Raw genomic sequence first — 15,315 nt, 5'->3', positions numbered from 1 at the left:
ATCTAAAGACAAAAAAACCGCCTTAACTTAATAAGGCGGTTTTTTTAACCTAACAATCATAGTCTTAATCAAGAAAACTTAGCGATTAGTTAGATTAGTTGGCTTGGTTAGGACTGGATTGTTCAGGACTGACGGGCACAACTGGCGTAATATATACATCAGCTTCAGTAGAGGATAAGCTAGTCTCTGCTGAAGTACTGGGTTGTTGATTTGCTAACGGTTGTGCAGGTGCCTGATTGGAGTGGCTTGTTACAGGTAGTACTTGTTGCTGTTTATAATAAACTGGCGCAGGTTTTGCAGCTTCAATAGCATCTGCTTGCTGTGCAGAAATAACAGCAGGTCCACTGCTGGCTTTGATAACTTCTGCTTTCTTTTGCTGCTTATTATTAGCATCAAACACGTTAACCAAGTTGCGATAACGTGACACAGGTACGGTAACAGGATCTAAGTTAGCACCACCACCTAAGGCTTGATATAAGTCTATTTGATTGGTTAAGCGCTCTTGCTCTAGATTTAAGATGTTTTGCTGTGCTGAGAACAGTGAGCGCTCTGCATCCAAAACGCCCAAGTAATCATCAACTTGTGCCTCAAAGCGTGCCTGAGATACCTCTAAAATTTGAGCAAAACTGTCTTGAACGCGATATTGCGATGCTGTTCTTTGTTGTAATGTAGCACGTTCAGCAAGGACGTCATTCACCTCTCTAAAGGCGGTCTCAATGGTACTTTCGTAGTTAGCCAAGGCTTGATCTCGCTCAATTTGAGCTACTTCATAGTTGGCATCACGTTGACCAGCATCAAAGATAGGTAAATTTATTGATGGGCCAAACGACCAGCTTGCGGCACTACTATTAAATAGATCTGATAAGCTATCACTGCGATAGCCCAAATTACCAGTTAAGCTAATCGTTGGGTAGTAAGCAGCACGAGCCACATCAATATTGGCACCAGCTGCCTTCAACCTGTGCTCAGCTTGCAGTATATCTGGACGTAGCTGTAATAGTTCGCTTGGCAGACCAGCACTTAATACCTCGCTTGATGTAATGGAGGCTACTGCAGGCTCTGGAAGCATCTCATCGGTAATCGGCGCACCGACTAAGTATTTTAATGCGTTTCTAGCTTTTAAGATATTACTTTGGGCATTATAAGCGGCAATGCGAGCCGCCTCTGCAGAAGCAGCAGCTTGCAAAGAGGGTGCTTTAGAATCAATGCCAGCTTCAAGACGGGCTTGGGTAATAAACAAAGAGCGCTCACGACTTTCTAGAGTGCTTTGGGCTAGCTCTAGCTGTTTTAATTGATAACTAAGGTTGACATAGCTACGAGCAATATTGGCAATTAAACTAACCTGAGCAGTTTCTTTAGCCGCTGCTGTTGATAGGTATTCTTGTAAGGCTTGTTCTTTCAAGCTGCCAATTCTACCCCAAAAATCAAGCTCATAGCTGGCCATACCGAGTCCAACCTGAAATACATTGCTATCATTATTATAGCCAGCTTGACTACTGCGGGCATAAGAGGCGTTGCCATCAAGCGTTGGTAAGTCACGATTGTCGGTGATTCGGTATTGTGCCTGTGCTCTTTGAATTGCTAAGATGGCTTGTCTGATATCTTTATTATTTTCAAGACCTAGCTGAATTAACTGTTGTAGCTTAGGATCTGTATAAAAGCTTTGCCAGCGTACAGCAGCATGACTCAGATTTTGTTGATTTGGGTCTTCTAGCTCATAACCTTCACCTGCTAAAGGTAAGTTTGGACGTGCTACCACAGGTTCTAGTTCTGCCTTCGGAATACTTTGACAGGCACTAAGCGCAACGACGAGTGTAGATAAACCAAACAGACGAGACCAGGCTTTGCGGCTACCAGTTTTGTGACCACCAGTGTTGCTACTATTATCAATAGTAACAACGAAGCCAGTCATATTTTTTTCGTTATTTATGTAGGTAGAGATCGTCATTAAGTATTGTCTCCAAGGTTGGTGGGAGCAGCAGATACAGCTAAAGTTCCATCAGGCGATTGTATAGGTGCTGTTGGCTTTGAGCCTGATTCAGGATCATTGCCACCTTTGTTGTTACCACCTTTATATTTAAAAATAGAGCGCACCCAAACATAAAACATAGGTATAAAGAAGATACCCAAAAAAGTACCTGTTATTACACCACCGATAACACTGGTGCCAATAGCATTTTGGCTACCCGCACCCGCACCGGTTGAAAAATATAGTGGCGCAACACCAGCACCAAATGAGATCGCAGTCATCATAATCGGACGAAAACGTTGCCGCGCTGCTGTCATAACAGACTCACGTAATGAGTAACCTTCCTCTTGATGGTCTTTAGCAAACTCAATAATTAAGATGGCGTTACGTGCAGATAGCCCCACAACAGTTAATAACCCCACTTGTAGGTAAATATCATTTGCAAAGTCTCTAAACATGGTAAATAAAGCAGCACCCAAGACACCTAATGGTGCAACTAAGATTACTGCAAATGGTATAGACCAGCTTTCATATAGGGCAGCTAGACATAAGAAGACAACTAAGATAGAAAGAGCATATAGCATAGGTGCTTGTGCACCAGACTTTTTCTCTTCTAAAGAAATACCTGTCCATTCAAAGCCCACGCCTTCTGGTAGCTGTTCAATCATCTCTTCCATTGCATCCATCGCTTCACCAGTACTTTGACCTGGTGCAGCGGAGCCTTGGATGTTCATAGAAGGGTAGCTATTGTAACGAGTTAAGCGAGGAGATCCATACTGCCACTCACTATTTGAGAAGGCATCAAACGAGATCATGTTACCTTGATTGTTACGCACATACCATTTATTTATGTCTTCTGGATTGGTACGGCTGTCTGGTTCACCTTGCACGAATACTCGTTTAATACGACCGCGATCCATAAAGTCATTAACGTATGCTGACCCCCAAGCGGTAGAAATAGTATTATTAATAGAAGCAATCGACAGTCCATAGGCTGAAGCTTGCTCATGATCTATATTTACTTTTAATTGAGGAGCATCTTCTTGCCCGTTGGGACGGACACCAGCAACAACTGAGTTTTGTGCAGACATACCAAGTAGTTGGTTGCGTGCTTCAACTAGTTTTTCATGACCAATATTACCGACATCTTGTAACATTAAGTCAAAACCACTGGCGTTACCAAGCTCAATAATAGCAGGTGGCACAATGGCGAACACAGTCGCTTCATTGATTTGTGTAGCAAAATACTGGTTGGCACGTTGGGCAATAGATTGAGCAATATTGTCTTTACCACCACGGTCATCCCAGTCTGATAGGCGAATAAAAGACAGCCCCATATTTTGTCCTTGCCCTGCAAAGCTAAAGCCGGCAATGGTAAATACAGAGGCTACGTTATCAGTTTCTTCGTTTTCGTAGTAACCACGAACTTTGTCTAACACTTCCTGAGTATCATCAAGTGATGCCCCTGAAGGTAGTTGTACCAAAGTCATCATAACGCCCTGGTCTTCATCAGGTAAGAATGAGCCTGGAATGCGCATAAAGATAGCTGCCATTAAACCAATAATGGCCGCATAGCCGACAAGATATAGCCATTTAACTTTGATACTTTTACCAACAAAACCTTCGTATGAGCGGCTAAGCTTGTTAAATACACGGTTAAACCAACCAAAGAAACCTTTGCGCTCTTGCGTCTTATCATGCGCTTTGGTACGTTTTAGCATGGTAACGCACAGCGCAGGTGTAAAGAATAATGCCACAAAAGCTGATAGCATTAAACTGGTGATTAGAGTAATGGAGAACTGACGGTAAATAACCCCAGTCGAGCCACCAAAGAAGGCCATTGGTACGAATACTGCAGATAAGATTAATGACATACCGATAACGACTTTACTGATTTCACCCATAGATTGGGTGGTAGCATCATATATAGATATATCGGGTTGTTCTTCCAAAATTCGCTCAACGTTTTCGACCACTACAATAGCATCATCCACTAAAAGACCAATAGATAAGACCATCGCAAACATGGTTAATACGTTGATGGTAAAGCCTGCTACATATAAGACAGCCAATGTTCCAAGTAATACAACAGGCACGGCCAATGTTGGAATAACAGTAGCACGCCAGTTTTGTAAGAAGATATACATCACAATAAAGACCAAGATAATGGCTTCGATTAGGGTTTGTACTACTTGGTTAATAGATAGCTTAATAAAGGGGGTTGTATCATAAGGCACAACCGAAGTTAGTCCAGTAGGGAAGTTGGCCTCAAGCTCTGCCATGCGATCTTCAACTGCAACGCGTGTTTCTAATGCGTTTGCCCCTGGCGCTAATGAAATGCCAATACCAGCAGATGCTTTACCATTAAACAAAGAGTTAGAGCTGTAATTTTCATTGCCAATCTCAACCTTTGCTACATCCTTTAGCTTAACTTGAGCACCGCCAGCGTCAGTTTTTAATAAGATATTGTCAAAATCTTCAGGGGTTTGTAGGTAGCTTTGCACCGTCACTGTGGCATTGATGACTTGTTCTTCAACGTTAGAAGGCGCTTGTCCCAGTTGACCAGCAGAAACCTGCGTATTTTGAGCACGAATGGCATTGACGACATCTTCTGGCATCAGTTGATAGCTACGTAGGCGTGATGGGTCTAACCAGATGCGCATTGCATAAGATGATCCAAATAGCTGTACTTCACCAACCCCATCAACACGGCTGATAGGATCAACAATATTGGAGCTAACATAATCAGCGATATCAGCGCGATCCATGCTATCATCTTCAGCGACAAAAGCTTGTACCATCAAAAAGCTACTTGATGATTTGTTAACGTTTACCCCTTGGCGCTGTACTGGCTCAGGTAGCGTACTCATCGCTGCTTGTAACTTGTTTTGTACTTGTACTTGTGCTGTATCTGGATCTGTCCCGCTTTCAAAAGTTAAGGTGACAACTCCTCGGCCAGAAGATGCACTTTCAGAGGACATGTACATCAGCCCATCAAGTCCTTTCATGCGCTGCTCAATAACTTGTACCACTGAGTCTTCAACAGTTTGAGCGTTGGCACCTGGATAAGTAGTACTGACACGAATTTCAGGTGGCGCAATACGTGGGTACTGTTCTATCGGCAGATTCACTGTCGATATGACACCCACTAACATGATTAAAATGGCAATCACCCATGCAAAAATAGGGCGGTTAATAAAATATCGTGACATGATTTATTCCTAGTCTGCCTATTTTTGTATTAATTAGCGTCTGTCGCAGCACTGTTATTATTCACTTCAGGCGCCACTGGACCTTGTCTGTTTTGTTCCTGTACTGCATTAGTATTAGGAGCTGCAACAGGGCCTTGATTGCTTTGGTTTTGAGGTGCAACTGGCCCTTGTCCCTGTGCTGGAGCAGCTGGATTAGACTCTGGCTGATAAGCTTTGGTGATCACCTTTTGTTCAGGCTGTAAGTTGGCACCACCAACTATTACGACACGATCACCAGAGTGTAAGCCATCAGAGACAATCCAGTTGCCTTGATAGGTACCTTCAGTCGTAACAGTACGCACTTGTAATTTGTCTTCGTTATCGACTATATATACTTGAGCTTCACCTCTAGGTGTCCGCTTTAAGGCACTTTGCGGTAATAAGACCGCATTATTAATAAGTCCTTGTAACAGTCGAGCTTTGACGTACATCCCAGGCAATAACATATATTGCTCATTATTAAAGATAGCGCGTAAGGTTACTGCTCCTGAATCTTGGTCAACTTTGGCTTCTGCAAGCAATAGTTGCCCAGGCTCTGCATAAGGTGTCCCATCTTCAAGTATTAATTCAACACGTGCACTACCACCTTGTAGCTCACCTTGCATTTGCTGGTGTTTTAGCCTTAATAAGTCAGCTGAAGACTGACTGATATCGACATAAATGGGGCTAATTTTGGAGATAGTCACCAAGGGTTGGGCTTGGTTGGCATTGACTAAAGCACCAACGGTGAGGCCAGAGCGCTCGGTAACGCCAGAGATAGGAGCAATAACAGTCGTGCGGTCAACGCTTAACTGACTACCAGAGAGTTGTGCTTGAGCAGTAGCAACAGCGGCCTCTGCACTCGCAATATTGGCTTGTGCTTGTTGGGCAGATGCTATTGCACTTTCATAAGCTGCTTTGGCGGTTTTAGCCCGAGTTTCTGTTTGTTGATATTGTTGCTCTGAGATGGCTTGCTTGGATACTAAGGGGCGCAACCTTTCCATATCAGCTATGGCCTGTTCAAACTCAGCCTTACGTGATTCAATATTTGCTACGCTATTGTTATAACTTGCTTTTGCTGTTTCAACATTGGCCAAGGCTTGTTGTACTGCGGCTTGATTGGCTGCTTGTGATGACTCATAGTTTTCGCCACTTAAACGGTACAAAGGTTGACCTTTTTCAACCATACCACCTTCACGGTATAATATTTCATCAATTACCCCAGTAATTTGAGGTCGGATGTCTGCCACTTCATAGGCTACGATACGACCAGAAAACTCTTTGATAATTGGTACAGTTTGAAACTGTACAGGCATAACATCTACGGTTGCAGGGGGCATTTGTTGCTGGGCAGCAGCGTCTGCTTCGTCTTGTTTAGAGTTGCATCCAGCAATAAATAGGCCAGATACGGCTAAACTAATGGCAAGATAAAGATGTGATCGTTTCATGTAAAAAAACCTTAATTTGGGTCATCACAAGTAAGTAATAAGTTAATAAAGTAAAAGACGAAAAATATAAAATAAAGCAAGTTAAATAAATTGAATATATTAAATTAATCAAATGAACAAAATAACTTATCAGTTCGTTCAATTATTTTAATCTCAATCATTTAAGTTGCCTGTATAGTAGCCAAACTTAATAAAGCATCTTTATTTTATAGGACGGCTTTATTCAATAGGGCGATAAGTTAATAAATTAACCCCAGAAACTCAATATGCTTTTGGCTAAAGATGCAGCTAAATTTTTTAAGTTTGATTCTAATAGGGACTATATAAATGTATAGAATTAATAAGCAGCCCTGTCTCTTTAGTCCTTTGCCACAGTTTCCTTAGATAGAGTTAAAAGCCTTGTAAACATGATCTTGACTTTTATTCTGACCTAGCCTGAGCTAAAGTTGACTGTCAGCACTACTCATGTATCAACTCATTTATACAGCACAGCCCTAAGACAGATACAAACAATACGGACACAAATAGTATTACTTTAGCAATGATGACAGGCACAGATGTGTTACTTTTGTAAACTTAGCTAAAGTTATAAGGTTAGCTTTGTTTTAGACAGATTTATGCTTGTCGTTGAGCTTGGCTACTGTTGAAGCTATAACAATAAAAAACCACAAAATGTGGTCTTTTATTGTTTAGAGCTAGATACTATTTTTGATTGCTCTTTTCTAGATAGCTTCGATAAATATGGTTCGATAAATATGGATAGTGAATATGAGGTAAGCCCATACAACTTAAACTCACGTAGCTTAAACTCACATAACTAGGGCAAGCTGTTGTATTATTGTCTCGCTAATCTATCTATCATTTTGCTCACTAAACTATATTATATTCTGTTCACCAAACAATATTCTGTTAACCAAACTATATTCTGTTAACCAAACAATGTAGCTATGTTGTAGTTATGGCGTCCATTAAACATTACAAGCGTAAAGTATAACAAAAATTAGTGTCTGTGCGTTATCCTATTTGCATTATTAAGTCGTTTCTTATGTATCAGAATCTGACACTAAGCTTGCAAAGTGTAACCTATGTGAAAGTAGGGTCTGTACGACAGTGTCCAATAGGCTCTAGTCATCACTTACGCTAGACGTGAGCTTGCAAGCTCAGTCAACTGCCATAATCCATGACGATATTCATTGTCTGGTAAGTGACTCAGCGCTTGCTGCGCTAATCGAGTCTCTTCTAGTGCACGGCTACGACAGTAATCTAATGCGCCAGATTGTTGCACGATGTCAATAACTTTTTGTGCATCATCAACTTTGCCAGTTTGTACAGCAATGCGCAAGATGTTGTATTTTTCTTCAGCAGTTTGTTTTAGTATGCGCAGCGCAACAATAGTCGGCAAGGTAGGTTTGCCTTCGGCCAAATCATCGCCTAAGTTTTTACCCATAACTTCAGCGTCACCAGTATAATCGAGCACATCATCTATGATTTGAAAGGCATTACCAAAGTGCTGACCAAAATCACGAAAGGGTTGCATAAATTCGGGGCGATTTTGCAAAATAGCAACCCCACAGGTCGCCATCATAAATAGGCGTGATGTTTTGCCATCAATGATGTTCATGTAGTCGGTTTCGGTCGCTGCTGGATTGTGCTGATGTTGAAGTTGCAATACTTCGCCCTCTGCTATATCACAAGTACCATCTGAAAACAACTTGAGCAAAGGTAAACTTTGAAAGCCAACTAATAAATTAAAGGCGCGCGCAATCAAATAATCACCAACCAACACTGCGGTCGCATTATCCCAAGTAGCATTGGCAGTCGGACGGCCACGGCGCAATCCTGACTCATCAATCACATCATCATGTACCAAGGTTGCAGTATGTAGCATTTCAGTAATGGCAGCCAAATGCATCGCCTCTTTTGACTGCTCATCTTTGCACAAACGTGAGCAAAGCAGGGTAATAAGTGGACGCATCCGTTTGCCACCAGCATTGATGACATGCTGTGATACATTCATTACCAATTGAACTTTGGAGTTTAAGCTACCAAAAACCTGCTTATCCATAATAGCAAAATCATCGGCGATGATTTGCTGAATGTCAGCATAGTCTAAGCTTGGAGTAGGAATACTGTCTAGCATATTTGTAGCGGTGTTTGTTTTATTCATATTACTACCAACTGCAATAAAGTAATTAAGAGGAAGAAAAAAGTAATGAGGTGGATTTAGAGGCTGTATTGTATAGAGTTGATCAGCGGTACGCATCTATCAATTTTATACAGCCTCGAATAGATCTTATTGTTTGGTGTTTTTTGTCAAGTGTATTTTACGTGAAAAAAGTTAGTTTAGGGTTCTTTTATCGTAAGCTAGTTTTAATCGTAGCCTAAATAAGGTTTGTGATTGTAAAAAACAAAAAGGCTTTTGCTTTTATTGCCCCATCCCATATTAAGGCTAACATTACAGCTGAAAAATAGAGGGTTTGAACCAAAATTAGCTAAAATTTACCTTCAACAACAAAAAAGCATCATAACATAGCCCTAATTTGCATTCATCCCTTGCAATTTATGAATGAAATGCGTAAAATTTCGTTTTCATATTCAAGGCTTGTAATCAATACCAGTTTGAATTGGCATGATTGCTCGCTATTTTTTCTGTAACTTTCCCTGTCGTGACCGTAGATCAGGCAAACTGCTGAAGTGTTATTAAGTGTGCGTCTTTATGGCTATTTATTATAATAGTTAACGATGATGTTGCATACGATAACCACGGCACACGGGTTAAACGGAGTCGTAAGATGTACGCAGTTATCAAAAGTGGTGGCAAACAGCACCGTGTAAGCGTTGATGAACTACTAAAAGTTGAGCTTTTAAAAGAAGCTGAGCAAGGCGAAACCATTAAAATTGAAGATGTATTAATGGTTGTTAATGGCGATGATTATAAAATCGGTCAGCCAGTTGTTGAAGGCGCAAGCGTAGAAGCTGAAGTCGTTGAGCACGGACGTGGCAAAAAAATTCGTATCGTTAAGCACAAACGTCGTAAGCATTATCACAAAGAGCAAGGTCATCGTCAGTGGTACACGCTTCTTAAAATTAAAGCGATTAACGCTTAATAGCCTTTCAAGCTAAATGGTCTTGATTGTTTATTGTTATCAAACAGACCAATAGCTGGTAATCCTTTTTTATCGATGGTATAGATAATATTGAGTAGGGCTGATAAAGATAAATAACAGTTCATTTTAGATGCTAATGCTTATTATCAATGATTCTTTACATCATCCTATATCATCATCAAGTTTATAAATTAGTCTCAGTAAGGAGATTTCTCATGGCACATAAAAAAGCCGCAGGTTCAACTCGTAACGGTCGTGACTCTAACCCAAAAATGCTTGGCGTAAAAGTATTTGGTGGTCAAGATGTGGTCGCTGGGAACATCATCGTTCGTCAACGTGGTACTGAATTCCACGCTGGTGAAGGCGTAGGCATGGGTCGTGACCATACGTTATTTGCCTTAACTGACGGTGTTGTAAAATTCGATACCAAGGGTAAATTTAACCGTCGTTATGTATCTGTTGAGCAAGCATAATTATTCGGCATTATAACAAGTAGAATTTTTACTTGTAAACGCTCTGATGGCCCTGCTATCAGAGCGTTTTTGTATTTTGCTTATTCATATTTATTTACGAAATGCTCTTTATTTTCAGCGCTTAGCGTTGGCTGTGGCCCAGTATATTTGATTCCAGTATATTTGATTAAAGTTACTTTTATCTGGATTAAAACACCCGTCTAAATCAAGTTGTAATAAGTTGAGAATGAGCTTAAATGCTCATACCTAATAACCCCATGCCTAGTAAATGTCGTTTTTAATAAGTAGTTATTGTTAATAAATAGCCACAAATGAGCAGAGCGTAACAAAGCAGAAGTTTTATTTGCAATTTTCATCTAGTCAGGTAAGAAAAGAAATGGCACACTATTTATCAAGTTATTTTAGCTGTATTTTAAATAAAAAAGGAACTCGTATGTTTTACTCAAGCATTCAATACAAACAGCAACAACAGCAAAAGACAAAATATATGAAACGTTTAACTAATAAGCTTATGGGTACTGCAATTGCCACCTTGATGGTAGCGGCACCAGTGATGCCAGCAATGATAGCGACTCAAGCTCAGGCTGCAACCGCCGCCAGTGAAATGACGGCAGTAAAGCGCCTAAATAGTTTGCTTAGCGGTACCAAGAGTATGACTGCTAGCTTTACTCAATCCACCAAAGGCGCCAATGGAAATCAAAGTGGTTTGAGCGCTAAAAATGGTTCGTTTTCTGGTACGATGAGCCTGCAACGACCAAATAATTTTCGCTGGAATATTACAGCTCCCTTTGAGCAGTTGATTGTCACTGACGGTAGTGCGCTGTGGGTGTATGACAAAGACCTTGATCAGGCAACTCGCCAAGATGCGTCAAAGCAGCTGGGTAATACTCCTGCATTGTTATTATCAGGAGATCCTAACAAAATTGCGCAAAACTTTAAAATCACTCAACCAAATGCCAAGAAGAACTACTATGTACTGTATCCAAAAAGCGGTGATGCTAGCTTTAAAAGTTTAAGCGTTAGTTTTAATGGTGGTAAGCCGGTGATGATGGTATTAAATGATTCGCTGGGGCAGGTAACGACTATTCGCTTTAATAATGTTAAGCTAAATACCAGTATTGCTAGCAGTCAGTTTAAGTTTACACCGCCAGCTGGGGTCGATGTGATTAATCAATAATTAGCATAGATAAAAGATAAAAGATAAAAAAGGTAAAAGGTAAAAGGTAAAAGGTAAAAGGTCACTCACATAAAATGGTTAGTAATTGCTATAATTAATCCTAATATAGAGGCAGTCAACAAGCGCTGATTATTAATATTTGAGGATTTAATGAATACAAAAGTTGTCAAACGCTCTGAACAAAAACGCGCACGTAAAACTAAAGAAAAAATACTAAATGCAGCGATTAGTGAGTTTTCGGCAGCTGGATTTGAAGGGGTGTCCACACGTACGATAGCCAGTCATGCTGGTGTTAACCATACCTTAATTACCCATCACTTCGGTAGCAAAGCAGATTTATGGAAAGCTGCTGCAAAAGCTATATTTGATACTTATTCAGAGCAGTCAGAAAAGCGACTAAAAGAGCTGGGTGAGGTTGAGCAAAAGGTCGTGGTGCGTGAACTATTAAAGCACTACATTGAGTTTAGTGCTGAATTTCCTGATTTTCACCGCTTTATGATACAGGCCAATCGGGGTGATTTAGAGTTATTAAACTGGTTTACTGATGAATATTTAAGTCAGTATTCAGACTCAGAGCTTGATTTGTTGCATCAGGCACAAAAATTAGGCTTAATGCCTGACGGTGATAGCCTGCATATTCGTTATATTTTTATCGGTGCAGTGACTTCAATATTTACTTTTGCCCCTCAGTATCAGCGCTTATCTGGCAAAGATCCTTTTTCGGATCAAGTTGTTGCCAGACATATTGATTATGTACTGTCATTATTTGAGCAATGAATTTGAGCAATGAATCACTCCCTAATCAATTACCCATTTTTTGCAAATAACATTAAACCTGTTAATACCAATACAATGCCCCCAATGCCTAGCATAGATGGTAGCGGGTTGTTTAAAAGCAGTATGCCACCTAATAAGGCAAAGATAATTTCACTAGCCTGAGTTGCGTCAACACCAGCAACCTCGCTGGGAGTTTGTGCTTGTTCACGAGCATATAAATACAGGCTGGTGGCAATCACTCCAGATAACAAAGCGACTAAAAAAGTATTATGCACTTGGCTTTGCATGGGTGCCTCAGGACGAACTGCTATGCCTAAGGCAATCCAAAACGGAATGCTACCCACTGTCATTAACCATACCTTATTAAAAGAGCTGCGCAATAAAGTAGTGGGGATGGTGGGAATTAGCTCTATTAGCTGTTGAAGCTTGGACTTTGGCAGTTGCGTGATGGCTACATTTTCAGACTGTTGCTGAAAGTAGTCCCCCATTTTTAATGATACAATTCTGGGTGCTAAGGTGGTCAAAGGTTGAAACTCATTGTTGACTGTCCAAAATGTTAAGTTCTTTAGGGTCTGCTGTTGTTTTGCTTGCTGTACGTTATATACACGTGCATTGTAAGAGGCTTGCCACACTAACTGACTACCGATAGGATAGCTGAACGCGGCAAGTAAAGAGGGCAGGGTACCATAAATAATAATGTCTAATAGAGGAATATCTATCACCAATGATTCGTTAGCACCTGCAATGGCTTCGCTAATATTAGCCATCACCACTCCGATGAAAATGATGCCAGCATATACAATAAAACGTCTGTCAAATCGATGACCAAATGCCATGAGCACAAACAAACTGGCCACTACGGTAAACATAAAAGTGGCGGCTACCACCCAACCGCTAACATGATCTCCAGCATAACATAGGGCTGCATAAAAGATACCAAAGCCAATACTGCCTGTAAGTGTCCAAAAGCGCCAATGGGAAATGTAAATATGCCATAGCGCTTTAATGCGTTGCCAGCCATCTTGAAAGCCAATAATAATGGTCAGTAAGATAAACATGAATAAATAACGTAGGCTAGCCGACCAGTACCAGTGGCCACCTGCATCACTCATGAGCTCATTGAATATATAAGTTGTGCTAAAAAAAGCACAGGCAATAAGCGTAATAAAAATCAGCTTTATCATAAAGACTTCTTGTGGATAGGGGTTATTTACCTTTGGCATCTGCCCAAATTATTTTGTGCAATTGTAATTGTAACCGCACCGGTAGCGCATCTACTAAGATCCATTCTGCCAGTTCACGGGCCAAATTGGGCACATCAACGCTAGGTGAATGGCTAGCATAGGCATCACCAAGCGCTTCTACATGAACATTAAACATAGGTGAAAACCAAACCGTATTAACTAGTTTATCTAATTGATATTCATCAAGTTTTTGTTTTGCCCAGTCATAATCTTCACGGTTCATAATCACAAATTTTAATTGATCATGCTTGGTGAGATAATCAAGGTTAGACCATAGGTTTTTATCCGCTTCACCACTGCTGGGCGTTTTGATATCCATGACTTTGCTGACAGCGGTGGGGACATTGGCCACACTTAACGCACCAGCTGTCTCTAATGAAATCTCATAGCCTTCATCGAGCAGTCGCTGCATTAAGGGAATGGCATTTGGCTGTGCTAATGGCTCACCGCCAGTTAGGCAGATGCGTTTGCAAGGATATTGGGCTATCTCTGCCATGATGGCATCTAGTGACAGCCTCTCACCACCAGTAAAAGAGTAGGTGGTATCACAATAGACACAGCGCAATGGGCAGCCGGTTAAGCGCACAAAAATGGTAGGCAAGCCAGCAGTTAAAGCCTCACCTTGTAAAGAGTAAAAAATCTCAGTCATGCGAAGACCGGATTCAGGGTCAGTAACAGGAATACTGGTGGTTCGTAAATTTGACATAACGTTGGCTAATGATACTATTAGAATTAAAGTGAGAGTTGGATATTATACCTTTTCTAAAAAATAACCTATCTTTGTCAAACTCGCTAAACCTACTACTTGTAGCGTTTGCACTCGTTTTCCTCGATAGCTTAATTTTTAGATTTGGTATTAGAACAAACAATAGAATTAAAAAATGAGAATAAAAAAGTGAAGGTAAGGACTAAAATAATCCTTACCTTCTGGTATTTAGGGCGTGTCAACAAATAAAAGTTGGTTATGGCAAACTTTTAAACATCATATTAAGACTAAGACAACATCGTGTAATTAAAAAACCTAGGCCAAACGTAATAGCTCATTAATACTAGTCTTGGCACGTGTTTTTGCATCAACTTTTTTGACAATGACAGCACAATATAAGCTGTGTGAACCGTCTTTTGCAGGGATGCTACCAGAGACAACCACCGAACCAGCTGGAATGCGGCCGTAGCTGATCTCACCAGTTTCACGGTCTAAAATCTTAGTAGATTGACCGATATAAACACCCATTGAGATTACCGAGCCTTCTTCAACAATAACGCCCTCAACAATCTCAGAGCGAGCGCCGATAAAGCAGTTGTCTTCAATAATAGTTGGGTTGGCTTGTAGCGGCTCTAATACACCACCGATACCAACACCGCCTGACAGATGCACGTTTTTACCAATTTGTGCGCATGAGCCAACGGTTGCCCATGTGTCAACCATAGCACCTTCGTCCACATAGGCGCCAATATTAGTATAGCTTGGCATTAACACCACGCCTTTAGCAATATATGAGCCACGGCGTGCGACAGCAGGTGGAACAACACGCACACCTGCGTCTTCAAATTGTTGCTTGGTCCAGCTTGAAAACTTAGTGGGAACCTTGTCATAGAATTGCAAATGTTCACATGCAGGCATTGGATAGTTATCGTTTAGGCGAAAAGATAATAACACTGCTTTTTTTGCCCATTGGTTAACTATCCACTCGCCGTCTATTTTTTCGGCTACTCGTAGGCTGCCGTTATCAAGTTGATCAAGCACACTGTTTACAGCATCTTTGACATCTTTTGGCATAGTAGCTGGGCTATATTCAGCACGTTTTTCAAATGCTTGTTCAATGATTTGTTCTAATGACATAGATTTTCCAGTTTGGTATTAATTTAAGTTCATTGGTTTTGATTTCA

The 15,315-nt window shown here is 40.8% G+C and carries 11 protein-coding genes; 4 read left to right on the top strand and 7 right to left on the bottom strand.

Going from position 1 to position 15,315, the window contains the following annotated elements:
• Positions 1–94 precede the first annotated feature (94 nt).
• The 4 genes from H140_RS14225 to H140_RS0107740 all read right to left on the bottom strand — a co-directional run bounded on the left by H140_RS14225 (position 95) and on the right by H140_RS0107740 (position 8,814).
• Entirely contained in the window at positions 95–1,948 is a 1,854-nt protein-coding gene (locus tag H140_RS14225) for an efflux transporter outer membrane subunit (protein ID WP_019673097.1), read from the bottom strand.
• On the bottom strand, positions 1,948–5,181 hold the full coding sequence (locus H140_RS0107750) for an efflux RND transporter permease subunit (protein ID WP_019673096.1): 3,234 nt from the start codon (positions 5,179–5,181) through the stop codon (positions 1,948–1,950). The genes H140_RS14225 and H140_RS0107750 overlap by 1 nt, the downstream gene beginning before the upstream one ends.
• A 29-nt stretch (positions 5,182–5,210) precedes the next feature.
• Positions 5,211–6,647 carry an efflux RND transporter periplasmic adaptor subunit gene (locus tag H140_RS0107745; protein WP_019673095.1) on the bottom strand — a complete coding sequence of 479 codons (1,437 nt, stop codon included), beginning with the start codon at positions 6,645–6,647 and terminating at the stop codon, positions 5,211–5,213.
• 1,135 nt (positions 6,648–7,782) lie between these two features.
• On the bottom strand, positions 7,783–8,814 hold the full coding sequence (locus tag H140_RS0107740; RefSeq protein WP_019673094.1) for a polyprenyl synthetase family protein: 1,032 nt from the start codon (positions 8,812–8,814) through the stop codon (positions 7,783–7,785).
• A gap of 625 nt (positions 8,815–9,439) precedes the next feature.
• On the opposite strand from H140_RS0107740, the gene rplU reads away from it, so the two are divergent.
• The 4 genes from rplU to H140_RS0107715 all read left to right on the top strand — a co-directional run bounded on the left by rplU (position 9,440) and on the right by H140_RS0107715 (position 12,181).
• Positions 9,440–9,754, top strand: a complete 315-nt coding sequence (gene rplU, locus H140_RS0107735; RefSeq protein ID WP_019673093.1) for a 50S ribosomal protein L21 — start codon at positions 9,440–9,442, stop codon at positions 9,752–9,754.
• A 215-nt stretch (positions 9,755–9,969) separates the two neighbouring features.
• The gene (gene rpmA, locus H140_RS0107725; protein WP_019673091.1) at positions 9,970–10,227 is read left to right on the top strand and encodes a 50S ribosomal protein L27; all 258 of its coding nucleotides are present in this window, start codon (positions 9,970–9,972) and stop codon (positions 10,225–10,227) included.
• Positions 10,228–10,660: 433 nt separating this feature from the next.
• On the top strand, positions 10,661–11,404 hold the full coding sequence (gene lolA / locus H140_RS0107720; protein ID WP_019673090.1) for an outer membrane lipoprotein chaperone LolA: 744 nt from the start codon (positions 10,661–10,663) through the stop codon (positions 11,402–11,404).
• 150 nt (positions 11,405–11,554) lie between these two features.
• The gene (locus tag H140_RS0107715; protein WP_019673089.1) at positions 11,555–12,181 is read left to right on the top strand and encodes a TetR/AcrR family transcriptional regulator; all 627 of its coding nucleotides are present in this window, start codon (positions 11,555–11,557) and stop codon (positions 12,179–12,181) included.
• A gap of 29 nt (positions 12,182–12,210) precedes the next feature.
• Here the strand turns inward: H140_RS0107715 and H140_RS0107710 are convergent, their stop codons facing one another.
• The 3 genes from H140_RS0107710 to dapD form a co-directional block, all read right to left on the bottom strand.
• On the bottom strand, positions 12,211–13,365 hold the full coding sequence (locus H140_RS0107710; RefSeq protein ID WP_026348938.1) for a multidrug resistance efflux transporter family protein: 1,155 nt from the start codon (positions 13,363–13,365) through the stop codon (positions 12,211–12,213).
• Positions 13,366–13,387: 22 nt separating this feature from the next.
• Positions 13,388–14,131, bottom strand: coding sequence for a radical SAM protein (locus H140_RS0107705; protein WP_019673087.1), 744 nt, complete (start codon positions 14,129–14,131; stop codon positions 13,388–13,390).
• A 315-nt stretch (positions 14,132–14,446) separates the two neighbouring features.
• Entirely contained in the window at positions 14,447–15,268 is an 822-nt protein-coding gene (gene dapD, locus H140_RS0107700; protein ID WP_019673086.1) for a 2,3,4,5-tetrahydropyridine-2,6-dicarboxylate N-succinyltransferase, read from the bottom strand.
• Positions 15,269–15,315: the final 47 nt, after the last annotated feature.

This window comes from Psychrobacter lutiphocae DSM 21542, assembly GCF_000382145.1.
GTDB lineage: Bacteria > Pseudomonadota > Gammaproteobacteria > Pseudomonadales > Moraxellaceae > Psychrobacter > Psychrobacter lutiphocae.
The sequence above is the reverse complement of the archived record's forward strand: the minus strand, read 5'-3'. Positions and strand labels throughout refer to the sequence as shown.